This is a genomic window from Pedobacter sp. KBW06 (assembly GCF_003852525.1).
In the GTDB taxonomy this organism is placed as follows: domain Bacteria; phylum Bacteroidota; class Bacteroidia; order Sphingobacteriales; family Sphingobacteriaceae; genus Pedobacter.
This window is the reverse complement of record NZ_QAJL01000005.1, coordinates 278,949-304,332: the sequence shown is the minus strand read 5'-3', so window position 1 is coordinate 304,332 and position 25,384 is coordinate 278,949. Positions and strand designations below refer to the sequence as shown.

The 25,384-nt window shown below is 45.7% G+C and carries 14 protein-coding genes; 2 read left to right on the top strand and 12 right to left on the bottom strand.

Translation table 11 applies throughout. The features are described 5' to 3' along the window. Nucleotides 1-16 precede the first annotated feature (16 nt). Nucleotides 17-913: a PorP/SprF family type IX secretion system membrane protein gene (locus tag DBR43_RS27505; RefSeq protein ID WP_124586546.1), complete on the top strand. Its 897-nt coding sequence runs from the start codon at nucleotides 17-19 to the stop codon at nucleotides 911-913. 60 nt (nucleotides 914-973) lie between these two features. Here the strand turns inward: DBR43_RS27505 and DBR43_RS27500 are convergent, their stop codons facing one another. The 9 genes from DBR43_RS27500 to DBR43_RS27460 all read right to left on the bottom strand — a co-directional run bounded on the left by DBR43_RS27500 (nucleotide 974) and on the right by DBR43_RS27460 (nucleotide 20,621). Then, entirely contained in the window at nucleotides 974-1,324 is a 351-nt protein-coding gene (locus DBR43_RS27500; RefSeq protein ID WP_124586545.1) for an MmcQ/YjbR family DNA-binding protein, read from the bottom strand. Nucleotides 1,325-1,350: 26 nt separating this feature from the next. Beyond that, nucleotides 1,351-4,584, bottom strand: coding sequence for a hypothetical protein (locus tag DBR43_RS27495; RefSeq protein ID WP_124586544.1), 3,234 nt, complete (start codon nucleotides 4,582-4,584; stop codon nucleotides 1,351-1,353). Between the two features lie 3 nt (nucleotides 4,585-4,587). Further along, nucleotides 4,588-5,118 carry a DUF4402 domain-containing protein gene (locus tag DBR43_RS27490; RefSeq protein ID WP_124586543.1) on the bottom strand — a complete coding sequence of 177 codons (531 nt, stop codon included), beginning with the start codon at nucleotides 5,116-5,118 and terminating at the stop codon, nucleotides 4,588-4,590. Beyond that, nucleotides 5,115-15,638, bottom strand: coding sequence for a fibronectin type III domain-containing protein (locus DBR43_RS27485; RefSeq protein WP_124586542.1), 10,524 nt, complete (start codon nucleotides 15,636-15,638; stop codon nucleotides 5,115-5,117). Before DBR43_RS27485 ends, DBR43_RS27490 begins: the two co-directional genes overlap by 4 nt. Nucleotides 15,639-15,687: 49 nt before the next feature. Further along, on the bottom strand, nucleotides 15,688-16,536 hold the full coding sequence (locus DBR43_RS27480; protein WP_124586541.1) for a fimbria/pilus periplasmic chaperone: 849 nt from the start codon (nucleotides 16,534-16,536) through the stop codon (nucleotides 15,688-15,690). 14 nt (nucleotides 16,537-16,550) lie between these two features. Beyond that, nucleotides 16,551-17,057 carry a DUF4402 domain-containing protein gene (locus DBR43_RS27475; protein ID WP_124586540.1) on the bottom strand — a complete coding sequence of 169 codons (507 nt, stop codon included), beginning with the start codon at nucleotides 17,055-17,057 and terminating at the stop codon, nucleotides 16,551-16,553. 334 nt (nucleotides 17,058-17,391) lie between these two features. Then, a complete protein-coding gene (porV, locus tag DBR43_RS27470) occupies nucleotides 17,392-18,585 on the bottom strand; it encodes a type IX secretion system outer membrane channel protein PorV (RefSeq protein ID WP_124586539.1) in 1,194 nt (397 codons plus the stop codon). 28 nt (nucleotides 18,586-18,613) lie between these two features. Beyond that, nucleotides 18,614-18,817: a helix-turn-helix transcriptional regulator gene (locus DBR43_RS27465; protein WP_124587004.1), complete on the bottom strand. Its 204-nt coding sequence runs from the start codon at nucleotides 18,815-18,817 to the stop codon at nucleotides 18,614-18,616. A gap of 91 nt (nucleotides 18,818-18,908) precedes the next feature. Next, nucleotides 18,909-20,621 carry a PAS domain S-box protein gene (locus DBR43_RS27460; RefSeq protein WP_124586538.1) on the bottom strand — a complete coding sequence of 571 codons (1,713 nt, stop codon included), beginning with the start codon at nucleotides 20,619-20,621 and terminating at the stop codon, nucleotides 18,909-18,911. 262 nt (nucleotides 20,622-20,883) lie between these two features. Between DBR43_RS27460 and DBR43_RS33070 the strand changes: the two genes are divergently transcribed. Beyond that, complete coding sequence (locus DBR43_RS33070; protein ID WP_158622612.1) at nucleotides 20,884-21,033, top strand: hypothetical protein; 150 nt, start codon at nucleotides 20,884-20,886, stop codon at nucleotides 21,031-21,033. An 85-nt stretch (nucleotides 21,034-21,118) separates the two neighbouring features. Here the strand turns inward: DBR43_RS33070 and DBR43_RS27455 are convergent, their stop codons facing one another. From DBR43_RS27455 to DBR43_RS27445, 3 genes are all read right to left on the bottom strand, one after another. Continuing rightward, complete coding sequence (locus tag DBR43_RS27455; protein WP_124586537.1) at nucleotides 21,119-22,090, bottom strand: alpha/beta fold hydrolase; 972 nt, start codon at nucleotides 22,088-22,090, stop codon at nucleotides 21,119-21,121. A 385-nt stretch (nucleotides 22,091-22,475) separates the two neighbouring features. Continuing rightward, nucleotides 22,476-22,679 carry a DUF2683 family protein gene (locus tag DBR43_RS27450; protein WP_124586536.1) on the bottom strand — a complete coding sequence of 68 codons (204 nt, stop codon included), beginning with the start codon at nucleotides 22,677-22,679 and terminating at the stop codon, nucleotides 22,476-22,478. Between the two features lie 235 nt (nucleotides 22,680-22,914). Beyond that, entirely contained in the window at nucleotides 22,915-25,302 is a 2,388-nt protein-coding gene (locus DBR43_RS27445; protein ID WP_124586535.1) for a TonB-dependent receptor, read from the bottom strand. Between the last annotated feature and the right edge of the window lie 82 nt (nucleotides 25,303-25,384).

Sequence of the window (25,384 nt, the reverse complement as noted above, 5' to 3'; positions counted from 1 at the left end):
ACAATTACGCAGAGACATGAAAATCGTACACAAAACATGCTTACTGATTGCCTTTATGGCGGCAGCAGCAAATTCAGCAAAAGCGCAGTTAAACCCCTTGTCGGCACAGTATTATACCAACCAGTATGCCATCAATCCTGCTTTCGCTGGTTTTTCACAAGGCATCAGAATAAATGGTTCTTACCGCAAGCTTTGGGATAACGTACCTGGTGCACCGCTTACCCAAAACCTGACCGCAGATTATGGCTTCAGCAGAGTTGGGATTGGCTTAACGCTGAACCATGAAAGCGCGGGACTGCAAAGACAAACCCGGGCCCTGGCCTCCTATGCTTATCACCTGAAACTGAATCAGAACGGAGACGGGCTTCATTTCGGGGTTTCTATGGGGATCTTAAACCAGCGGCTGGAGGATACCGATATTTACGGGAATCCAAATGATCCTATGGTTGGCCAGTACAACAACCGTAAGACCTATCTGGACGGAGATTTTGGCATCGCCTATACCTCGAACAGATTAACTGTACAGGCTTCCATCCCCAACCTCAAAAGCTTCCTCAAAAAGGAAACGATCAAGCTTGCTGATGTGGGTACCTTCTATTCTGCTGTCAGTTACAAATTTCCGATCACCAAAGGGGCTGAAGGAATTGATGCAGAGCCCAAAGTTGCCTACCGCGGCGTTAAAGGATTTGACAACATCTGGGATGCAGGTGTTCAGGTCGGAATTGCCAATCAGCAGGTATTTGCCATGGCCATGTACCATAGTTCTGAGAATGTTACTTTCGGATTGGGAATGGACTTTAGACACAAATATATGATCAGCGGATCCTATAGTACACAAACTTCCGCACTGAGTGCTTATACCAATGGCAGCTTTGAGCTGAACCTGAGGCTAAGCCTGGGCGGAGATAAATAGGCAGGGGAAAAGAAAGGTCGTAACAAGGAAGCTGTTAAAGCGTTCTTGTTACGGCTTTTTTTATTGGCCAATTTCTTCCTGTACCTTCTTTGGCAGGCTCCTGAGGATCAGTTCGTAAGAGTGGTCTATCTGTTCGTTTAACTGCTTCCTTGTCAGGCGGCCATCCATAAACACGGTATTCCAATGCTTCTTGTTCATGTGAAAACCGGGTGTGATCTCCTCAAACTGTTCCCGCAACTCTATGGCCCGTTCAGGGTCGCATTTGGCATTAAAACGATTACCGGTAACCAGGCTGGTCAGCAGGAAGATCTTTTCTCCAACCTTAAAAACCAGGGTATCTTCTCCAAAAGGAAGACCTTCCGTTGCACCTGGCTTCTGCAGGCAATATTCCCGTAATTCTTCTATATTCATATCAATCTCAAATATAGCAATTCGGCTTATTCTGGCGAAACAGATTTTAACACATAAGCTTTAGGGAAGCCCAGTGGCCGGATCCGCTTAATGATGGCTTTCGCTTCCTTCCTGTCTTTAACATTCCTGATCTGGATGTTGTAGTAGACCCATTTGGTAGGAACAATAACCACATTCTGATAATACCTGGATAAAATAGCCTGACAAACCTTAGCCATTGGAAGTTTAAAATGCGCGGCCTGAATGGTAATCGAGCCAGGTGAAGGCGGCCCAACCGGTTCTACAGGAGGAACAGGAGCAGGAACAACCACAGGGGGTGCCGGAACCGGGGCAACGCGGGGAGATGGTTTGGCCGGAATAGCCGGTTTCAGGACATAAGCATCGGGGAAGCCGATCAATTTGATCTTTTTGATGATCTCGTTCGCTTCTTCCAGATCTCTGACACCCCTGATCTGAATGTCGTAATAAACCCATTTGGTAGGAACAATGACTACATTTTTATAGTATTTTAATAAAATACGCTGTGAATTCCTGGCCATTGGAAATTTAAAATGTGCAGCCTGGACTGTCAGTGAACCAATTGGATAAGACTCCGGTTCTTCAACAGGTTTTGCCGGTTGCTCCGGCACTACTTTAACTGCAGGCACAACAGCACTGTCTGCTTTTGATGGTGCAACCGGAGTAGTCCGCATGTCAAGGTTGTTCACCAGATCACCGTCTATAGTCCTCACAATCACAAACGGAATTGCCGGAGTTTCTCCCTTCAGGTCCATCAGTCGCAATTGCGCGGGATCCATTTCCACTTTATACTTACCCGGAAGCAAGCCGAGATAAGAGAAATAGCCATCGGCCTCAGAAACCGTTTGTCCTACTTTTTTAGCATGCTCGTTGTAAAAGTTTAGAATCACATTCCCCTGCCCTGTTTCCTCTGCCCCATCTTTCAGGGTCACCCTTCCAGAGGCTTCTCCAAACACGGAGATGGGAACTTCTACATTCTTTACATAGTTCGGGTCAATCACTACCGTATAATTGGCTTTAGGGAATTTCCAGGCCAGCCTGTCAAAACCAGAGCCATCCAGCTCAATGTTGTAATTGGTATAGGCTTCCAGATCGGTAATCTGAATGGTCGTGTCTTTTACCGATTGTTTGATCCGGCCGCCATTGATCCTCACTTTCAGGCCTTCCGCTTTAGGTTCATCTTTATCGCGCCTGCCGTTCCCGTTCATATCCAGATAAGGAATCAGCAGCACAGCGCCCTTACCTACGCTTGTATAATTGTTAAAATTGGTGAATCCTGATTTCCCGTCATGAATCAGGCTTCCGCTGATGCCTTGTAAAGAGCGGATCAGGTCGTTGCTTTTCCGCACAGATACCCGGGTTTGTGCAAAAGAGAAATCATACCTCAAACCGAGTTCAATATTGGTGATGTCACTGGCAAAATTCTTTTCATAGGAAAGGTTCAGGTAACCACTTCTGAAAACCCGCTTTTCCAGCTCTGTTTTTACACCAATCACTTTGTTGCCCGTATATTCATATTGCAGCTGTTGAGTGATCAGCAGGTTCCTGAAGGCCCTTAACGCAAGGGAATAATTGGTATACACATAAGCATCTGCTCCTTTAAGAAATACAGAATAGGTAGCTGCACTGGCATTGATGCTGCCAACCGCGGCAGAGAGCATCCAGTTGGCCAGTGTATACCTGGTATTCTCGAGCAGGATCTGCTGTAAACTGAGCTGGGTATAGGCCGAAAAATGCCTTCCGCGGATCGGAAAAGAAAGCGCCAGCTTCCGGTCTTCGACAAAAGTATTGTTAATGGCTGTCTGCCCTTTCTTATACCAGCTATTGTTCAGTTCAATCTGCAGGCCAGAAGGCAGGTTATAGCTCAAGATCGCTCTGGAACGCACATCATGGTCGTACTCTGCAGAAAACAACAGATTGGACAGTAAACGAACCGAGGTATTGACAAAAGGGATCTTAGAACCCGAAGTAACCGAGGAAAGGTATTCAATTCCACCTCCAACCGTGATGCTGCGACTCAGGCCGTAATTGGTGCTCAGACGGGCAAACTTTGCATGTCCTGCTTCTTCCAGGATTCCGGAACTCGCCGTATATTCAAACTCCTTCTCCGGCAAAAAATTAAAGGGAATGCTGATGTTCTGTTCCGTAGTACGTTCTTCCCCGTAAGGGCCATAATAACGTAGCTTGATCACGGTATTGCCATACACCAGGGGCACATTAAAGGTGAAGAATCCGGAAGCATCCGCCTTGACATAATTGATGAGTACACCATTTACATAAAGCTCTACCATCCAGTTGGGTTCTGTCTTGTTATTTAAAGTATACGTACCGAAAGAACGCCTATAGGTGGTCGGCGCATTGGTAACCTGGACCCCGATCACCGGTGAGTAAATGGAGGAGATCGACTGCCCCTGAATCTTACCCGCCAAAAACTGTTTGGCATAACGCATGTCGTTGTCCACATACCGCCAGAGGTAATATTGCTGGCGACCGGAGAAGCCCTGATTGTTATGGTAATTCAGCACCACATTCGTTTCCCCTCCGGCCACCATTCCGCCCAAACCCAGGCTTACCCTGGCATCCTGAGGTGTGCCCTTATTTCCCGCCGAAGTCAGTGCCGAATAGTCTGCTGTACCAAAGTAAAACAACGGATAATTTCTGCCGATCACGGTATCTGCTTTAAATATGCCGCTCAGCCTGTTCAGGTTATTCCGCATCTGTTCCTGCCGCATTTCTCGAAGTACGGGTAATTCCAGGTCGGTACTTAGCACTACCGAGAGGTTTCTAAAGCTGAATACACAGTTTAAACCGAATAGCTTAGCAAAAAGATCCGATTGCAGATAAAGTCCGCTGCTGGTTTTGATTAGTTCTCCGGGTTTTAAATCATAATGTTGTTCTCCATATAGGATGACCTGATTCTTTCGGTCGATCAGGTATTTGGAATCAGGGCTGATGAATGTTCCGGAGATGGAATCCCTGCTTTTAGAAAGCTCATACCGAATCTTCAGAAAATTAAAAAGCTCCACTACCGGCAGCCAGACTTTATCCTCCTGAATCACTGCCGGGATTTCCGCAGCACCTACACGCTGTACATTCAGAAAAACAGAAATTTCTTCCTGATCCTGACTCAACTGAGCAACAGCATGACCGGCCGTAAAAGCAAAAAAGCCGAATACCAAAGCACTGAGCTTCAGGAACTGCTTTGTTCTTTCTTTACATATATTGAGGTCGGCTCCATACATAAATCAGGGTTGAATAAAAGTCACAGAAAAAGTACCGCTATAATTTCCGGGTGGATTGGCCAGGGGATTGGTCAGGGTCAGCGTCCCTCCGATTCTGATTTGTGTTCTTCCCGGCGAAGTCTGGGTGGCGATGAAAGGGCTCCCGGGATCGGAACTTCCGATGTGCAGGGTGATGCTCCCACCGTTGCTTCCATTCAGCGTCACATCCGGACCATTAACAATCGTCACGAGTGTACCGGGCTCTGCATCTACCTCAAAAATTGCAGGTGAAAAAGAGACGCCCTGATTGGTCTGAATCACACTTCCCGTTGTCGACCTCGATCCGTTGGGATAAATGATCACCGATCCGCCCGTACCTCCCTGGTAAAAGGCGCCAAACTGCAGGCCCTGTGCCGGATTTACATAGATCACCACTGGTCTCGGAGGATTTTCCGGACCCAGTGCTGCAAACTTGCGCTGTGCCTTTGAAGATACAGCGGCCAGCAACAAGCCTGGTAAAACGATACTGTATATGGTTATTCTTATCTTCCTCATTTTCCGGTGATTTGCACTTTAGTGGTATGTGTCTTTTTAGTGGTAATAAAGCTAACGAGGTAGACGATATTTGGTGTCAGCTGTTCCAGCGGGTACACCCCGTTTCCTTCTATTTTTTTACGTGAGATGACCTGTCCTAAAACATTACTGATCAGTAAATAACCCGATTGTTCGTCCATGAGTTTGATCCTCAGAAATAAACCGCCGTTGGAACCGAAAACGGTATAGACATCTCCACTGCCGTCAATTACATCTTTAGCGGCCATGGTGCGTAAAGAGAAGCGGTTCTCCAGCACACCTTTCTTCAGGCTTACCGTATATACCGGATTCTGCTGCAGGTTCTGGTTAGTTCCGGTTACTGCATCCCTCAGGTAAAGATTTAGCCCCGCAGGCCAGTTCTCCAGGTTCCGCAGGTTAAACACTACATTTCCATCTCTATGGGTTTCTATGCCCAGAGGGATTACTGTGCTGGTGTCCACACCTTCCAGCGCTTTCACGACCAGTTTGGAAGCATCGGCACCGATGGAATATACATTTGGCAAGAGCTCGTCGATGTTCATCAGTTTGATGGCATCGCGGGCTTTGTCGAAGTTGCGTCCTGCGCCCTGGTTTGAATACAATACCAGCGGATCGGAAGAATTGCTGTGGTCAGCAAAACCGGCACTCAATCTTAGCAACATCCTTGGAACGGAATTTTGTGCGTCCATACGGGCGGCCATAGATTTATGGAAAACCGGCGACAAGTCATTTACCCTGACATTGTTGTTCATGGCCAGCGTTCCGGTTACCGGATAGCTGCCATCAGAAACATGGACAAAGAATCCCTGCATCGAGGCAATGACCGGTCCTGCAATCCCATCACTGGATACGCCGTTAATATAAGTGCTGTAAGCACCAGTATATTGACTCACTGTACCTGAATTAAAGAAGTAGACTGCATTGTCGATGTTTGTCTTCGTTAAACCCGAAGCAGCATCCCAGTTGATGGGTGATGGATAAGGATTTCCGACAAGGTTAAAACCTTTGGTGTACAGCTGATTATGGTTGTACAAAGTAGCAGACATGGTTCCGTTATTTACCGGACCGCTTATGCTCACTGTTTTTGGGGCCATAGAAGAACCAAAATCGGCGGCATAGCCTTGTAAAGGAACCAAAGGACTTGAAGGATTGGTATAGGATGTAAATCCGCTGCTTACTTTATCCTCAATATAATTGTAGAAATTCGGGAATGTCGCATTGAGGTCTACTGTCGAAGCAAAGCTATTCACCGTTGCATTCTGTACAGGCGGACTAAAATATTTATAACCAAAACCGGCAATCAGGTAACGTTGCATTGTTACATTTCCGGATACCGTGCCTGTCCCGCTTCCATCGATCAAAGCCGTTTGAGTAGCAGAAGACAGTAGTGTCAGGTTGCCTGCAGAGGCAAACTGCCCATTGCTCACGAGTAAAATATCGCTCAGGCTTAATGGCCCGCCCAGATTCACGCCCGCAGCATTGTTGATCTTTAGGTTTTTAATCAGGTTTCCGGTAAAAGCCGCCGCAGGAATACTTTGCAGCGCTGAGCCGTTCATCTCAATCATTCCATTGCTCACGATAAAACTTCCGCTGTTGCTGATGTTCCCACCTATTTTTAGAGTTCTTGTATTGATGTCCAGCGTTCCGGCAGTTACCGTTACGTTATTGCTTACCGTTAACGCAGATTGCAATGGCACAGTGGTATTGCTGCTTCCTACCGTCAGATTATAGATCGGATTCAGTGCATTGATGTTCATTGTTGTGGCCGCGGCAGTAGATCCATTGCCCATTTGTAAGGTGCCGCCGGTAAAACCTGTTCCTCCTGTACTGAGGTTGGTATAGCCCAGATTCTGACCAGCCGTACCTCCGGAATTCTGGATCACCAGCGTCCCGGCCGACATACTGAAGGCAGCGCCTGCGGCATCCATCTGGAAAGGCGCAAGCCCGGCAGTTGTACTTCCTGCGGTATTCAGCGTGGTTTGTCCTCCCTGCATCTCATATTGCCATGCGGCTGCCGGATTTCCAATGGCAGCGGCAATGTTGAGGTTTCCACCATTTACCGTAATCCTTGCCTGGTCCAGTGCCAGTGCATTGTTTCCGGCTGTAGTTCCGATGTTCATTGTGCCTCCTGTTACCTTAACCTGTCCGGCAATGGTCCAGTTCATATTGGCAGAATTAATCGTTCCTGCATTTACCCACAAGCCGGAGCTGGCAGGAACCAGGTAAGGAACATCAGTAATATCGGCTAAAAACGGACTGATGGTTAATCCGGAGTTGTTCAGGTTAAATGAACCGTTATTTAAAGTCAGAAAACCATTAGGTGCAGAAAAACCTGCCGCAGTTACTTCCAGCGAATTGGTGTTTACGGATCCCATATTGGTGGTAATGTTGTTGAAGGAAGTCACCGCTCCTGCTCCTGAAATCGTCTGGTTTCCATTTTTACTGAAAATCACATTACATAGGCTGTTCGCATCCTGGCGGAGGTTAAAGGTTCCGCTGTTAACTACATTGCCCCCTATCGTTAATAAGTGTGTGGCATCCGAAGAAGCGGAAACGCCAAAGGTTGCGCCACTGGCAACAGACAGGTTTCCATTTACGGTAATTTTCTGTACGGTAGCACTGTTTCCCATGCTCATTGTGCCACTGCTTACCGTCAGGTTATTGCTCAGATTCGCATCCAGCAAGGTTAGCCCTGCCGCATTTGCGCCATCCAGATTGTAATAGTTCATGGACAGCACTGTCTGGGCCGAAGTCCCGTTATAGCTGATGGTTCCGGCATTTGCTACTGCATCTGCTGTGGCTGGCGGACTTATCGTTATGGCTCCCGCAATGCCCGTTACACCGGAAGAAAAGGATTTCAGGCCTCCTGTACTTAACGTTAGCTGGTTGTAAACAGAAGCCGCCACATTTTGTGCCCCCGAACCATTATAGTTAACCGTACTACCTGTAACCGTATAGGCATTTGTTCCGGGACTAAAAGTATTAGAAATGCCGATGGTTCCGGTTGAGGCCAAAACCCTGGCCCCGGTGCCGCTGCTGCTCAGGTTATAATAATTGTAGGCTGGAATGGTCTGAGAAGAAGATCCGGTAAATCCAACCGTTCCGCCCGAAAGGTCGATCAGTCCGGTGACTGTTGGAAATGAAGCTGCCGTATTGAAGGTTCCTGCCGCGAGTGTCATATTTCCCGATACCGACAACGAGTTTCCGGCATTGGTGGTCAGCAAAAGCCCCGGATCACTCAGGATCAGGTCTTTGGTTACTGCGGCAACATTGATGTTGATGGTATAAGGTCCGGTGAGCTGCACATTGTCCGTTGCCACCGGCACCCCGTCAGTATTCCAGTTTGCGGCATCGCCCCAGTTGGCAGTTCCTGCTCCGCCATCCCATGTTTTGATGGAAATGGTCAGCTCTCCAATTTGAAAATCTCCAAATGCGGTTAAACCGGAAGCGGTCAGACTTGTGGATGTAACCGAGCCCACCATTGGATATACCCAGGCACCGCCAGCGTATCCACCCAATACAAAAGCATTGGTATTTGCACCTGCATCTACATCAGCCGCCAGGTAATTCAGTGTGACATTCACCGTAGTAAAAGCGATTCCGCTGTTGCTCATCGTCCAGTACCGGTTTACACTTTTTGATGCGTTGATCCTGGAATTGCCGATACTCGGATGATCCCCGGTAATGGTCGATACGGTCAGGTCTCCGGCGACACTTACGCCTGTAAAGCTCAAAGAAACCGGAAGGTAACTCGATGCATTTCCAATCTCAAAGACCCTGCTGGTATTACCGGTCGCTATGTTTTTCCGGAAATTCCCGTTAACCCATCCGGTCAGTTGTGCCGCTCCGCTAACCGATCCGGAAGCAGGCTGAATGACCACAAAAGAACCTGTTTGTATTTTTCCAAGTGTAAAGGTCAGGGCATCATTTACTGTCACGTTTGAAGAGATGCTCACTGTTCCCCCGCTATTGTTGAGTGTCAGTTTATAAAATGCTGAAGGAGAATAAATGTCCTGAACCGCCGAACCGTTAAGGCTAAAAATAGATGTTCCTGCGTTTATCGTGCCGTTGTTAATGATGTTTCCGGCAATCAGATAGGTTCTGGTACCAGCATTGAGGATGGCTCCCGTGCCGATGCTCAGGTTATTGGTCAGCGTCCAGTTGGAAGAAGGGCTGATTCCGGCGGCATTGGTATTGGAAATCAATACATCTTTCATGCTGCCCGGAGTTCCGGCCATGGTCACTGCTCCCGCTCCACCAAACACAACGGTTCCGGTGCTGGAGAAATTGGTTCCCAGGTTGAGCGTTGCAGTGGCTGGAGGAATAAAATTCAGCGTTCCCGAACTGGAAATGGTTCCGTTATTCGTTACTGATCCCTGAAAATTATGTGTGGAGCTTCCGCCACCAAATAAGGCACCCGTGCCCACGGTAAAGCCAAGTTGCACGGTCCAGTCTACACTGGGGAATACCCCTCCTGTATTGTTGATGTTTAAAATCCCGAACTGTGGTGTGGAGGTAGAATTCAGGACCGGGGAAACGGTTCCGTTAAAGTTCACTGTCATCGCCACCGTTTGCACTGCATTGATCAGGTTCACCGTCTGCACCACATTTCCGGTAAAGGTCGTGGTACCCAGGGTGAATAAGGTGCCGCTGTTGATCAGGTCACTGTTCATCGTGGTATTGATGGTCGATCCTCCACTCAATGAGCCTGTACTGGTAATGTTCAGCAAGCCGTTAAAGGTCACATCATTTAATATCGTATAACTGCCCGGAACGGTGGCCTTATTGAAGGTGGTATTTCCGGTAATATTTTTGGTTGTTCCGGTAAAAAGCACCGTACTTGTGGAAGGCGTAAATGTGCCGTTATTGAGCCAGTTCCCATTTAGGCTAATGGTATTTGATCCTCCGTCCAGTGTTGCCCCGTTATCTATCTGTAAAGTGCCTTTTATCGAAATTGGGGTCAGCAATGATTTAAGTCCGGCATTGCTGAAAGTAATGTTTCCATAGACCAGTCCCGGCAGCAGCAAATGCTGAGTGCTCAGGCCATTGAAAATGACCGTACTGCTGGTACCCAGCACATAATTTGCAAACTTATTGGGTGCATTGTCTGCTCCGATAATCAATGTTCCGGCATTGGCAATCGTTGCCGTTCCACCTGCCACATCCCTGTTAAAGAAAAAGGACTTGATGTCCAGCGTTCCCGAAGTTCCTGTCAGGTTTCCCTTTAAAGTCACATCTCCGGTGAGGACAGCCAGGGAACCCACTGGCTTATTGATTTCCAGATTATTGAAAGTACTGGCAGAAATCGACTGGGTTCCTGTTCCGTTAAAGACCACACTCGTTCCGGAAGCGCTGGAATTATAGGTGCCTGCATTTGTCCAGTTTCCGCCCACCATTAAGGTGCTGTTGTTTTGAAGCGTAGCAGAAGCTGCAATGCTGACATTCCCGGCGATGGTCATCACCGCATTGTTGTCCAGTTCTCCGGCGGTCACTGTCAGGTTTCCATTTACGGACAATGCACTTCCCACGGCAATGTTGGCCGCGCTTTTATTGATCGTGAGGTGGTTGTAATTTACAACCCCGAGTACCTGGTTGGCCGCACCGGAATAGGTAACCGTACCCGTTCCTGCGGTAAAAGTTCCGGAGCTGTAATTAAAATCACCGCCGATACTCAGGTTTCCGGCACCGTTAAAAGTAATGTTTGCCCCTCCGCTTTCGGTCAGTGATCCGGATATCGTTACGCTTCCCGTACCCATGCTCAGGTTAATGGCATGTCCGCTGGTGCCATCGCTCAGTGCCAGATCGCCCCCTATCGATACCGTCTGATTTCCCGCATCTATGCTATGTGTGGCATTTGCAGACCAGGTTCCTTTTACAGCGGTAGAGCTGAGCGAACCTCCCGATACGAGCGAAAGTGCTACTGCTTTTACACTTCCAAAATTGATGTTTCTTACGGTAACGGCAGTATTGATCACCGGCTGATTGGTAAAGGTTACTGTTCCCAGGTTGACCACATCTGTGGCCGCCGGAGGCCTGGATGCAGAACCCTGGGTTACCGTCCAGTTTGCCACCGTATTCCAGTCGCTGCTTACACTGCCGTTCCACTGCACCACATTGGCACTTGCCGAAAGTGTCCAGCGGTTCGAAATATCGAGCAGTAAAGCTTGTTCTACATAGTTCGCTGTTGCATCGTTACCGGTCTTGCCGCTGGAGTTCCATGAGGAGCCATTGTAGCGCCACAGTGCCATGGTTGCCTCCGCATTGCCATTCAGTTCTGCATCTTCATAATGAAGCCTTAGCGTAGCCCCTACATACGTACCTGAAGGCACAGTGATGTTGTAGACCCGGCTGATGGAGCCACCGAAAGGGAAATCGCTGATGGGACCTGTAGCCACAGATACCGTTACACTGTTTATTGCAACGGGAAGGGTAAAAGTGATCAGGTTGTTGGGGCCTTCAAAAGCATAGGCCGTCAATGCCGCAAACGCATGGTTTCTGGTAATGGTTCCCAGGATAATGCCGTTACCTGTACGGGTAGTGGTAATCGTTAGGGTATTTGTTCCGGTGAGGAGCGTTCCGAGCGTCATGTTCACGGTTGCCACAGAGACATTGCTCAATAAGGTCACCGCTACTGTGGCCGCCGAATTGTTCACCGTAAGGATGTTAAAAGTTGTTGCCCCGCTGATATTGGAATTCTGCACCCCCAGAAACTGAACGGTACCTGTTCCGGCCGTGAACGTGCCGTTGTTGTTCCAGTTGTTATAAACCGAATGCGTAAAGTTTCCCGAAACAAAGGTCGTCCCGGTGCCAATGGTGATGTCGTTATTTACAGTGACCCCGCCGGCAGCTGTTTTAGTTCCCCCGGTAGAAAAAGTTAAATTGCTATAAGTGAGCGCATTGATGCTTTGAGCCCCGCTTCCGTTGAAATTCACGGTATTCGGTGTGGAGCTGACATTTAATGTTCCTGCGGTAAGGGTCAATGCCCCTGCTACGCCCAGAACCGCATTTGCCGACAATTGCAATGAAGTTCCGTTGATCGTGGTATTAAAAAGATTTGCCGTACCGCTCAGCGTGGAAGTTCCGGTAAAAGTGGCTGTTCCTGCGGTTCCCGTCAGACTTCCATACACGGTAAGTCCGGAGGCAATACTGAAACTGACCGCTGTGCTGACCGTTCCGGTAACCGATAACATGTAGAGGTTTTTACCACCTGCTCCGGAAATGCTTTTTGTAGTTCCGCTCATGGTGATGGTCCCGGCGCTTGCGGTAAAAGTGCCGCTGATGCTAAGATTTCCTGTAAGAATGATAGATGAAGCTGTCGTAACCGTACCTGTAATGTTCAGGTTGTCCGGTGAAATATCCGTTCCGCTGATGGTGGTTCCGGTTCCGCTCATCGTTAAAGTCCCTCCCGAAGCCTGGGTAAAAGACCCGGCCCCGGTAGTGGCTAAATTTCCCGTTAAGCTCAGTCCTTCGGCAGAGAAGGCCACCATGGAAGCCGCGATCGTCAGGTTATTGAAATTCTGCGTACCTGCACCGCTTACGGTGGTCCCTGCCCCTGTAAAGACCACCGTTCCTGTATTTCCGTTAAAGGTTCCGGCATTTGCCCAGTTTCCGCCTACATTGTGACTAAAACTTGCTCCGTTAAAAGTGGTCCCCGCTCCTATAGATACATTTCCGGTTACCGTTACAGCAGCCGCTGCAGTATAGGTCACAGAAGTACCTGCGCCTTGTACACTAATCAGGTTTCCAAGTACCGTCATCGCCGTAGCGGGAAATGTTTTCACCGCCGCTCCGGAAGAGCTGCTCAGTCTGAGGTTTCCATAACTTTGATTCGATACCGTCTGGCTCGTTCCGGAATATTCTACCGTACTTGCCAGGACCAGGGTGTTTGTACTGTAATTTGTTGGATAGGTATTTGTCCCGCCAACTTTTAGTATCGCATTGTTTGCTACCGTAAGGATTCCGCCAGCTGTGGCACGGTTCGCGGTAAAAGCATCCAGATCCAGTGTCCCGGTGCTGACCGACAGGTTTCCGCTGATGATCTGGTTGATTCCTAAGGTCACGGTGCTTCCTGTATTGAGGATTGTGAGGTTATTAAAGGTAGTTGATGCCGTTCCGGCGATGCTTTGCGCGGTACTGCCGTTGAAGGTCACCGTTCCGGTTCCCCCGGTAAATGCGGTACTGTTCACATTGTTGATCCAGTTTCCGGTCACCGTAAGGTTGAAATTATTGGCATTTAAGATTCCCGCAGCGATGGTCAGGTTGTTGCTGACCGTGGTTGCCGCAGGCAAAAGCAGTCCTGTGCTGTTGCTGGCGGTCAGGTTAAAGAATGAGCTGATGCCGGCGAAAGTCTGCTGTCCGCCCGTTCCGTTAAAGTTAACCGTTCCGGTATTGGTAAAAGTGCCGTTATTCGTCAGCGTTCCGGCTACGTTTAAAGTCCCCGTTCCCGTGAGTGTCAGTGTAGCCCCGCTGTTGATCGTCAGGCTTCTGCTGCTCACACTCGTGCTGATGTTGGGCATTCTCGTTGCTCCCGAAGTGATGACGACATCTGTTGTGGAAGTTGGCAGCACACCATCACACCAGTTTGCCGCATTTGCCCAGTCGGTGCTGATATTTCCTGTCCATTGTCCGGAGGTTCCCGTAGACAAGACCCGTACATAGGCAACGGAAGGCACTGCACAACCCGGGATTGTTACCTGCACCGTATAAGTTCCGGCAAAAGCTGCTGAGTAAGTGATCACTGGATTTTGTAAGGCAGAAGTAAAACCATTTGGCCCTGTCCAGGCATAAGTTGCTCCGGAAACCGTAGTTGCGGTCAGGTTCAGGGAGGATCCGGCACATACCGGCGCATTGCTGCCCGCACCATCTGCCGAATTGTACAAGACTCCGATCTCTGACGCGCTTAATTCTCTCTGATACAATACTGCATCATCGAGAGTTCCCTGGAAAAAGTCGCTCGAAGGTTCTGAGGGCCAGGTGCTGATGTCATCATGCCCGATTCTCCAGTAGCCGGTATAACTTTCTCCCGTTGTCACTGTCGGATCATTTGCCGCCAGACTGCCATCTACATATAACCTCATTCCCCCTGCGCCCAGGGTCGCTGTGGCCATATGCCAGTTGCCATCATTATAGGCGGCAGTCGTATTCACATATTTTTTTACCGATCCCGGAGCCAGTCCGAAATACAGCACTCCTGTGCCTGTCATGTAAATTACCCGATCTCTGTTGCCCCCTGTCCCGGTTTGTAAAGAGGAGAAACCACCCAGGACACCACCGATGCTGGTATTCGTTTTAAACCAGATGGAGATACTAAAGGTGTTGGGATTGGTGTAAGCTGTAGTTGTAGAGATGTAATTCGTTGTTCCGTTTAAGGTATAGGCTTTATTGGTAATTCCGTAACGGTCTGTGGTTTGCACCGGAGTTCCACCCTGAAAGGTGCCGCTATTGCTGCCTGCCGCATCATTCGCATTGCCTTCAAACTTATAATAGGAAGTTAGTCCCGAAGGGAACTGCGAGATGACTGGTCCGTTACAGCTCGTAGCCTGCGTTCCACTCAATGCGGTACTGAGCCCTCCTTCTGTGATGGCGTAAACCCGCCAGTAATAAGTTGTTCCTGTAGTTAATCCCGATTGTACCGAGCTTGTGGCTCCGGCGGCAACCTGAGTTACAAAAGAATAATTTGTTCCATCTGTAGAACGGTAAATGACAAATCCCCGTTCATTGCTGGAAAGGTCCGTCCAGTTCAGTGTCATCGTCAGGTTTCCTATTGCTGTAAAGCTCAGGCTACCCGGTGCTATAGGAATGGGAGGCGTAAAAGTGTAGGTTCTTCCCGTGATTCTTTTTGTCGTCACGCTTGCTTCGGCCGTAGAACTCACGCTAGTTCCGGGATTATTTACCGAGAGGTAATTTCCCGAACCTGTTGTTGTTGCGGTGAGCCCTATCGATGCGGTGGGACTCAATGCCGCCAGGGCATCCGAGCGGTAGACATATTCCACTTTACCACTGCTCTCATAAAAGTTCACCTGAAAGGAACAGACCGCACCCAGGGCAAGGTAGTTCCATTTTACATTCAGGTATTGCAGGGTAAAGATTCTGGAACCCGCTGTTCCGGAAGTTTTATAGGTTACGTTTGCGGTTGAAACGATGTCCAGATCGTCCCATAAGGGCGCGATGACAGGTCTGGGAGAACCCCCGGTAGACAAGCTGTTCGTATATACAAAATCTGTGGGAACGCTGCCCATGGCTACCCATCCGTTTGTACTTGCAGATACATTGGTATACCTGACACCCATATACCAGAAGTCGAAACCTATTGGAATCAAGGCCGATACACCATCGTCAGTAGAACCCGTCCAGGTGGTCGCATTCGGGCTCGTTAAGGCGGTAAATGTGCCATTCGTGCCTGCAAAAGTATAATTGGTTACGGATTGAGCACCTGCCTGAAAACTGAGGAAAATGAGCACAACACAGGCGATTACTCCCTTATAAAGTATATTCTTTTTCATTTTCTGAGCGCTTAGGGCAGATGTAGAGAATCGGTTTTACCAGGGCCTTTTATTGCAGGCTGATGGTTGACTCTGTAATGATCACCGGTTTTTTGTCAGAAGAGGTGGTATAAAGTACCTGTAGTTTTCCTTTATTATAATTTATAGCGGTATTTTGAATCAGATTGAGCGTAAAAAGGCGGGTTAAATTGGGGGTGTAAATGGCAAATCCTTTCGCTATGCCTACCTGCGTGGACTTTCCCTGATCAGAGATATAGTTGACCAGGAGGTCGCCATATACCGATACATTTCCTGAACGTGTAAAACCGAGGTTTACCTTTGGAATGCCGTCAGCTCCTGCATCAAATTCAGTTTTATTGATGGTTACCGTCGTTTTTGCAGCACCTACCCTGATGATTACCGGAATGGCAATCCCAAAAGTAGGCACCAGATGTACGGTCATCGTTTTTGCAAACTTCACCGCAGTTTTATCCTCTGGTTTTTCTTTCGCTACCGCTCTGAAGTATAAATGTGAGCGGTATTCCCCCGATTTCAATTCAGAAGTATTGATCACCTGTACCTTTACTGTTTGAGATTCGTTGGGTGCCAGAACCACACTTCGGGGGAAAAACCTAAAATTCTTATCTGCAAAGTATTGTCCTGAGTCTGGCGTCTGGATCTCTTCAAAATTTCCATTTTCCAGCATTCTGTACTGAAGAACAGAGATCAGGTATTTGGCGGTATCCTTTCCGGTATTCGCCACATTAAGTTCCTGTGTTCTTTTTGTCCCCTCAAAAGTCACCCTTCTCGGCATAATGATCAGGTTTCCCTGAGCTTTAACTTCCGGCAGGCCCCAAAATTGTCCTGTTAAAAAAATGGCAACGGCTATTAATAAACGAGTTCCGGCTTTTCTAATCATAGGTACGCCCGATCTTAATTATAATTCACTGTAACCGTAAAAGGAGTTGCCGAAGTATAGGATCCTTCTGCCTGTGATGCTACTAAATTCAGGGTCGCTCCTACTTTAATCACTTGTGAACCTGCTGTCAGTGCACCGGTAGTACTTGGTGTACTGGTAAAAGTGTTCACGATCATGTTGTCGGTACCGCTGGTAATGGTCACAGAACTAGGCAAAGTGATGGCATAGGTATACGATCCCGAACCAGATACGGTAAAGGAAGCTGCAGTAACTGTACCCGTTGTTGCAGGCAGTGTCACACCTCCGGTAAATGATCTCGTTCCTGCCGGTGTCAATACCACTGTACCCACTGTACCATTGGTTGCTACATTACCGAAATCCATATCCGCAGTTTTGGAAATACTAATCGGCGTAACGATTGTTGCAGAAGCATTTGCTGTTGCAGAAGCCTGAGCGAAAGCAGAAGATGCGATAAAAAGGGCTGAGAAACAGATGCCCGCAGAGATAATTAACTTTTTCATGATGCTATATATTTGGTGAACTGTTACTATTTAATCATCAAGCTCCGTCATATGCCGGGTTTGATTCATCATAATTGTTCAGAGCGGGGAAAGAGTCGTTTTCAATTGGGTTCAGCGGAGCACTCTGATGTTATTTCTTGTATACCCTAATATACGTTAAATATTAGGATTCAATATCCTTAAAATTCTTAAATTTTTGCTATAATAAAATTAAAAAACTAAGATTTCATTCATTCATCGTTAAATGTTATTCATTGAAAATAAATATCCCAAATATTGCATTTGCAGTAATTAATATGAATTTTTCCTCAACTGGGACTTATAGTCACATTTGTTATTTTTCATCACTATTTTTCAACATCTGCCCCGGACTAAACATCAGGCTGAATCTTAGGGTATTTGACAGCGGACTATTCTTTGTTTCTGCGATCATATAGGCCAGATCTATCCTCATCGACTGGTAGTTAAATCCTCCTCCGAGGGTAAAGTAACGGCGGTCACCCTTATCAGGATGTTCGTAAAAATAGCCGCAACGCAATGCCAGTTGTTTATTATAGGTGTATTCAAATCCTGTAGCGATGCTCATTTCCCTAAATTCCTCTCCTATGCCTCCCGGTGCATCCGAAAAAGAGCCGAAGATTCCGGCCGGAACAGATACATTAGGGTCTTTACCTTTTACAATCTTTCCGTTGCTGTCGTATATCGGTTGTGTGGGCACCAGGAGTTTATTCAGATCCAGGGCCACTGTAAACTCGTTCAGGTCATCAAGTATAAAAGTAGAAGCTGCCCCTAATTTAAGATTGCTGGGCAGAAAGAACTTTTCTACGTTATCATTATAGCTCATTTTGGTTCCGATATTGGAAATGTTAAGGCCAAAGGCGAGCAAGGCATCTTTGCCGAAGAAGTGAGTTGGTTTGCGGAGATAAGCGGAAGCATCCACGGCAAGTGCATTTCCTGCTTTACTATTCTGACTGGAAGAGAAATTCCCCGATGAGAGATTGGAACGGATATACCTCATTGCCGTTCCTAAAGAAAAGCTCTCGCCAAACTTTCTGGAGAAAGTAAAATCAAAGGCAAATTCATTCGGGCTGTAAAATCCCAGGTCCTGCTGGTTGTTGTCAAACAGCTGTACTTTACCAATAGAAAAATACCTTAAAGAGGTGCCCAGTGTATTCCGGTCGCTGACCTTGTAATATCCGCTCAGATAGGCCAGGTTAATGTCTGCTTTCAGGCTATTTAACCAGGGACTGTAGGAACCGGCAATTCCGTATTGGTTTTCTAAAAACGCCAGTTTCGAAGGGTTAATGGCCATTGAATTTACATCAGGCAGGCTGGCTACCCCTGCATCCCCCATTCCACCTGTCCGCGCATCAGGGACAATCAATAAAAAGGGAACTGCAGTAATTACATTTGTGGTCTGGCTTCCGTTGGTCAGCACCTGGGGATTCACTTGTGCCCTTAGCTCAACTGTTGCGGGATTTACGATCAAACTAACACCAAGAAGAGCTACTAAAGACTTGACATTCATAGATTTTGAGCATTAACTTATTCTCTTATCAGCGTCTGTTTTCTTCAATGAAGAAAGCTTCGTCGATGGAAACCTCCAGTAATTGCGCAATCTTTATGGCCAATTCCTGGGAGGGCAATACTTTTCCATTTTCCAAGCTACGGAATTTATATGGTGTTAATTGAAGTATTTTTGCAAATCGCAATTGCGTGAACCCTTTTTCTTTTCGATAGAGCCGTATGCGATTTTTCATCATAAAACTTCTCATGACCAAATATATATACAACAGTATTTACCTGTATATCGACAGGAGGCTTTCCCGCATAATGAATAAAATGAATAGGCTAAACGATGTTTTGCATGATGCTTCTAATGGCAAGATCCAGCTCCTGAGCTGATGTTTTTAGGTGTTTTACGCAATCTTCCCTGTCATTATTTACCGGAAAATCATCCAATAAGTCTATCAAACCCATGATTCTTGCTAATGGAGCACGGATTTCATGCGACTGAATCCATGCGATCTCTTTCAGGCGGGCATTTTGAGACTCAATGGCGTGCAAATGTCTGTCTCTTTCTGTAATGTCCTGCATAGATCCGATCATTCTGACCGGTTCTCCGTTCTCGTCAAATAAGACAAAGGAACGGTCCAGGACCGATTTATAGCTGCCATCTTTGCAACGGAAACGATATTCAATCTGTAACCTGTTTTTTTTATGCCTGATGACCAGTTCAAACGCTGTTAAAACTTGCTCAAGGTCGTCGGGATGGATCTTTATACTCCACCAGTCGCGTGAAAACGTATTTTTAGCGTATCCGAAAATGCCCTGAATTCCTTTATTCCAAACAGTTTTTCCGGTTAGCATATTCCAATCCCAAATGACATCACTTGTGGCCTTGGAAACGATATTATACCTGCTGATGCTTTCTTCCATTTTGATCTTGCTTTCGATCCGTTCGGTGATGTCTCTGGAATTACAGATCATCCCTTCAATCGCCGGATCGTCGATCATATTGGTGATGATGGTTTCGATCCATCGGTATTCGCCCTCGGCATTTTTAAACCTGAACGGAAGCAGCTGAAGTTGTTTTTGATATTTCAGGTGTTGAAAATCTTTGAGGGTTGCTTTTTTATCCTCGGGGTGCATCATATCAAATACATTTTTCCCGATCAGGTCTGTGGCTTTGATGCCCAATATCCGCAAAGAAGTAGGACTCACATATTTATACTTCCCTGCCGTATCAATAATCGCAATTAAGTCAGAGCCATCCTGTACCAGGGCTTTAAATCTCTGTTCGCTGGCAACGAGTGCCTGCTCTACTTTGATCTGTTCGGTATGATCGATTACCAAAACCAAACGGGCCTCTCTATCTTCAAACCTGAGGGAATTGCCCTCTACGGTTACATAAATCAATTCTCCGTTCTTTTTGCAATGTCGTACGGCAACACGGTTGCTGTCTCCCAGGTTGATCTTATTGCTGAGGATCATGCGCAATCTGTCCAGGTCTTCTGCCGGACGGATGTCATTAATGGTCATCTGTAAAAATTCGGCCCTGGTATATCCATAATGATTTATTGCGGCTTCATTAACATCCAAAAATGCTAAAGTTTCAAAATCATACACCCATTGCGGTAGCGGACTCAAATTAAACAGGTCGAGGTATCTTTGTTTTTCTTTTTGCAATTGTTCTGTAGCGAGTTTATGTGCGGTGATGTCTTTAAAATAGACGGACAAACCTTCACCCGAAGGAAAGGCAGCTACCTCTATCCACATTTTAAGGGGTTCAAAATATTCCTGAAACCGCACTGCGACATTTTCTATTACCGCACGGTGGTATTCTGTATAAAATTTTAACGGAATTGCTTCCTCATAAACCTCCCAGATATTTTTGCCTATCATGTCCTCTCTGGATCTTAGCAGAAGACGCTCTGCCTCTTTATTCCAGTAAGTGACCACCCAATTTGAATCCAGCTCAAAAAAAGCGTCGGTAAAACTCTCCAGTATATTGGAAATTCTACGTTTATAGTTCTGCAGTTGTTTTTCAAAACTTAACTCCATAATTGATTAATACTATCCCCCATTTTGTTTAATCATTAGTACATAATATTAAACCAGTTTTTCTGTTTTTTGTTTCAATTATAATTATTAATGAGAAAACAACTGATGTTAGCTTAGGCGATAGCTTTAGTGCCAATTGACCGATTAGGGCCTTTTATTGCAGTTCTAATCAGGTTCATTGCATTGCCTGGCAAAAGATCCAGGCCCGGAATGGGATCAGCGCAGGAAATAAAAAAAAATATCAATGATATAATGACAACCTTTGACAACAAACGAATATTTTAAATCAATCAAAATTATGAGAGTACCTAGAAAACAAAAGAAAGAAGCACAAAAGAAAGCTATTGTTCTTGCTGCACAAGAAGTAGCACCAGTTGCTAAAGCTAAAGCGCCTAAAAAAGCGACGAAATAAGAAAAGAATAAATGACACATCGAACGATGTTGTCTGATAAAGCCCTCATTACTAGTGTTTTGTGTTAGTGTTGAGGGCTTATTAGTTATTTTAGCGCTGCCGGCAATATTTTTTCAATAATTACCTGTTGCAGCTTTTCCGGTTCACTATTGAAAACCGTATGTCCGGATTTTTCAAACCAAAACAGTTCTTTCTTTGGCGCTTTTAGAAACTTATAATAATCCTCCACAATGTAATGAGACTTTTGCTGGTCGCCGATTCCTTCAATAAAGTAAACCGGACATTTTAAAGCAGGCAGGGTTTTGAAGAGATTACTGGTTACTGAATTCTTCCACATCGGAAACCAGACGGCCAGCCATTCATGATATTTTGCTTTAAATCCATCTTCCTTTGCAAAATCAACACCATTATGTACAAACAGCCATTTTTGAGAATAGAATAAGTCGTCTTCCTTTTCAAAAGGTAGATTTACCATGGTCAGCTCTTTTATAGCGGTTTCATTCTTTGTTTCACCTGCCCATTTCACCAACATCTCCATCGTTAATGTCGCATTTTTCTTTTGATCTACGATCGCACTGATCGGAATGAAAGCATACAGCAATTCAGGATGTTTTTCTGCAATGTCAAAACCTAACATGGAACCAAAAGAATGAGAAACCAGGAACAGCTTTTTGCGTTTAAACCTTTGCAACAGGTATTTCACCACTTCATAAGTATCTTTTTGCAATAAGCCGAGAGAAAGCTTTTCTGTGGAATGGTTTAATTTTAAAGTTTCACCAACCTCTCTTTGATCCCATTGAACCACCACAAAGTTCTCTTTAAGTTTATCGGTGAATTTATCGGCAACCGGGATGAGTGAAGTCCCCGGGCCGCCATGAAGAAACAACAACAATGGCTTTGTATCGTCTATTCCCTGAAGCTTTATAAATTGATTTATTCCACCGATTTTAATTACCGCTGTTGTATCGATCTTAACTGCGCCTTTTTTACCTGCCAATTCCGCTTTCCCTATTGAAATTGAAAGAACAACGAGAATAGTGGTCATTATTTGCTTCATATTTACTTATGGTTAATTACCTCGCCGGAAATTTATGCAAATAATATTGGAAATAGACGGTGTATTTACAAGAAAGGAATATTAAATTATTAAAAGGACATTGGTTCCTGACGATTGTCCCAGAAGAAAAGTATTTCAATTCTATCGGACTTAATTTCATAAAATACAGAAGACATTTTTTTAATTAACGCACATCTTGATGTTAGCATCATAAGAAGTTGCCTTATATGCCAGAGGAGAAGAACTAATAAGATCTAGTGTTTTGACTGTATTTCTCTTAAAACCTTTGACTGACGCAGGTCCTAATCTCCGCAAAATCTGTTCGCAAATTGCTTCAAAGCTTTCAACTGCAGTTTCTGATAGGATAACTGGTAGGCTCACAACGCTATGAGATTTTTTTCTTAAATTCGTCTAATGTAATACTACGTCCAGATTTAATGTCTAACTGACCTTTTTCAATACTAGTCAATACATGAGCAGGAAACGATTTATCTGCCTTTTTCTTTTCAAAAGGAACCCCTAAGGCTTTAAGAAAAGCTCTTAGCGCTTTTTCTTGTAATTTATCTGGATGTACGATATAGGTTTCCATATTTATTTAATTTGTGGCTATCAAGTACCGATATACAAATCTACAGAATATCTTCTGTAATTGCCGCCATCTTCTGTAAATGCATTTGGAAGCTTTTTCTCTCCCTTCAACTTGAAGTCGCATTCTGCGACTTCAAGACTGCAAATCCATCGTCCCGAAAAACTTCATCCAGAATAACTATAGCCCCTCACATCAAATCAATTGATTATCATCGACATAAGGAGTTAATTTTATATTAAAATTTCAAGGTAACCGAACCGATAAATCTGGCTGGTGCCTGAGGGGTTAGTCTTACCGACCATGCTTTTTCGCTCGTCAGGTTATCTACCTTAAAACCTACACGGTATTTTGGCTGATCGTAGAAAATGCTTGCATCCAGCATGGTATAAGCAGGAATCGTAATTTTTGTCGTATTGGTATTGGTATGGTAAGATGAACTGCCATAATTACCACCAAAACCCAGTCCCAGACCTTGTAACTGGCCATAAGGAACGCGGTAACTCATCCAGAAGTTTAAGGAATGTGCCGGTCCCGATAAACCCGGACGTAAACCATTGATATTTGCATTTGCTTTGGTCATCTTGCTGTCGTTGTAGGCATATCCTGCTACCAGGTTAACACCTTCAAAAGGATTGGCGGTTAATTCTACCTCTACTCCTCTGCTCAATTGTGTTCCGTCCTGAATCTGATAAGCATTTGTCGGATCATTAGGATCATTGCGCAACACATCTTTCACCTTGATGTCGTAATAGCTGATCGTTCCTACCAGTTTGTGGTTGAATACATCTCCTTTAACCCCAAGTTCCAGCTGATTGGCTTGTTCCGGTTTAACAGCACTACCGTCGGCAGTGACACCGCTTTTATTGAAAAATCCACTCATATAGTTACCAAATAAGGAAACATGGTCTTTGGAAAGTTCATAAACCAATCCGAATTTCTGTGATAAGGAAGTTTGTTTGTAAGGACCGGTTTGTAATCCGGCAGTGCTCAAACCACCTGAAGTTTCTCCTTTAGTAATGTCGTAAACACCTTGATTCCGGAAGTGGTTTACACGTAAGCTCAGCATCGCCAGAAAACGATCGGTAATGTTGATCACATCCGAAGCATAGGCAGAATAGGCATTGTCTCCATTGCTTTCTCTCCTCAGCGCACCTTTACTTGTTAGTGAATCCACTTTAAAGCGGCTCAGACGATAAGTTGCAGGGGTATTCACAAAGTCTACCGCCGGATAGTTCACCGTTACCCGGTCAAAATCATTGGAGTTGTTATAATAATCCAAACCTACCACCAGGCGGTTGCGTAATTTCGCGATTTTGAAATCACCGATAAAGTTCTGCTGTAAGTTAGTGGCAATAAATGCGGTACTTCCGGTAATGATCTGAGGACTGATTTTGGTTTCTGCCGTTCCTCTTAATGCCGTGATATAGCCGTTTATTGAAGAACGGGCACGGGAAATGATGGTCTGTGAAGTCCAGCTTTCGGACATCTTATAGTTTGCCTGCGCAAAGATGTTCAGCATTTGGGTCTGATAAGGCAAATCGTTTCCTATAAAAGTCTTCTTATAAGGAAACTGTAAGTCTACAATTGATTTTTCAGACACGACTGTCGGGCTCACGAAAGGATTAAAACGAACTACTGAAGTTCCTTTCGCCTGACCAAATTCTACATCAAACAGTAAGGACAACCGATCTGTTACCTGGTAAGAGAAGCTTGGTGCCACACTTACGCTATTGGTAAAGCCTTGATCCTGAAAGCTTTTTTCAAAACTTGTTGCGCCATTTAAACGGAACAATACGGTTTTATCCGCGTTTACCGGTGTGTTGACATCTACTGCGATCCTGTTAAAGTTCCAGCTTCCACCAAAATAGCTTACTTCTCCGCCAAAGCCATTATAAGGTTTCTTGGTAACACGGTTGTACAAACCACCATAACTGCTGGCAATATTGGTTCCGAACAAAGTGGTTGAAGGTCCTTTGATCACTTCCACCCGCTCGATATTTGCGGGATCTATAGAAGAGAAAGCTGCCCCTGCCACCCCATTACGCGCATTGGGCTCGGTATCAAAACCTCTGGAGCGGAAGGTCACCCTACCCTGATTGGCAATCATCGGAACGCCTGCTCCGGGAACATTTTTAGCGATGCTCCCCAGATCTGTAGCCATTTGCTCCTGAATTAATTCCTTTGGAATGGAAGAATACACCTGTGGATTTTCCAGGTTTTTCAATGGCAACCTGGCGATGTAAACGCTTTCTTTCTTTGAAAAACGGTTTACTGTTCCTGCAATCGTCACTTCCTGCAAAGCGAGGACATTTTCTCTGGTCAACTGGTAGTCGGCCATTGCTGTTTGTCCGGCAAGTACGTTTACCTGCAGGTCTTTCTGTGCCGCACCAAGGACCTGAATCCTTACGGTATAGCTTCCAGGTTCCAGGCTGCTGAATGAATATTTCCCCTTTTCGTCTGTAAGTGTTGTTTTCTTTGTTCCTACCAGGGTTACCGAAGCGGAACCGTAGGCTTGTCCGTCGAAGAGTGTGATTTTGCCCGAGATCCCTCCCGAAGACTGGGCAAAAGAACTGAGATAACCGAATGTAAATAAGGTCATCAGAATAATACGTAAAGATTTCATCTATAATCTAAATATGAGTTGTTGTAAAAAATACAGCGACAAATATAGAAGTATTATTTATAATTAATCTAATTAAGTACAT

What these genes read in the sequence shown, in the direction of transcription:
- DBR43_RS27505 (WP_124586546.1), top strand. Translation starts at nt 17, where the DNA reads ATGAAAATCGTACACAAAACATGCTTACTGATTGCCTTTATGGCGGCA.
- DBR43_RS27500 (WP_124586545.1), bottom strand. Translation starts at nt 1,324, where the DNA reads ATGAATATAGAAGAATTACGGGAATATTGCCTGCAGAAGCCAGGTGCA.
- DBR43_RS27495 (WP_124586544.1), bottom strand. Translation starts at nt 4,584, where the DNA reads ATGTATGGAGCCGACCTCAATATATGTAAAGAAAGAACAAAGCAGTTC.
- DBR43_RS27490 (WP_124586543.1), bottom strand. Translation starts at nt 5,118, where the DNA reads ATGAGGAAGATAAGAATAACCATATACAGTATCGTTTTACCAGGCTTG.
- DBR43_RS27485 (WP_124586542.1), bottom strand. Translation starts at nt 15,638, where the DNA reads ATGAAAAAGAATATACTTTATAAGGGAGTAATCGCCTGTGTTGTGCTC.
- DBR43_RS27480 (WP_124586541.1), bottom strand. Translation starts at nt 16,536, where the DNA reads ATGATTAGAAAAGCCGGAACTCGTTTATTAATAGCCGTTGCCATTTTT.
- DBR43_RS27475 (WP_124586540.1), bottom strand. Translation starts at nt 17,057, where the DNA reads ATGAAAAAGTTAATTATCTCTGCGGGCATCTGTTTCTCAGCCCTTTTT.
- porV (WP_124586539.1), bottom strand. Translation starts at nt 18,585, where the DNA reads ATGAATGTCAAGTCTTTAGTAGCTCTTCTTGGTGTTAGTTTGATCGTA.
- DBR43_RS27465 (WP_124587004.1), bottom strand. Translation starts at nt 18,817, where the DNA reads ATGAAAAATCGCATACGGCTCTATCGAAAAGAAAAAGGGTTCACGCAA.
- DBR43_RS27460 (WP_124586538.1), bottom strand. Translation starts at nt 20,621, where the DNA reads ATGGAGTTAAGTTTTGAAAAACAACTGCAGAACTATAAACGTAGAATT.
- DBR43_RS27455 (WP_124586537.1), bottom strand. Translation starts at nt 22,090, where the DNA reads ATGAAGCAAATAATGACCACTATTCTCGTTGTTCTTTCAATTTCAATA.
- DBR43_RS27450 (WP_124586536.1), bottom strand. Translation starts at nt 22,679, where the DNA reads ATGGAAACCTATATCGTACATCCAGATAAATTACAAGAAAAAGCGCTA.
- DBR43_RS27445 (WP_124586535.1), bottom strand. Translation starts at nt 25,302, where the DNA reads ATGAAATCTTTACGTATTATTCTGATGACCTTATTTACATTCGGTTAT.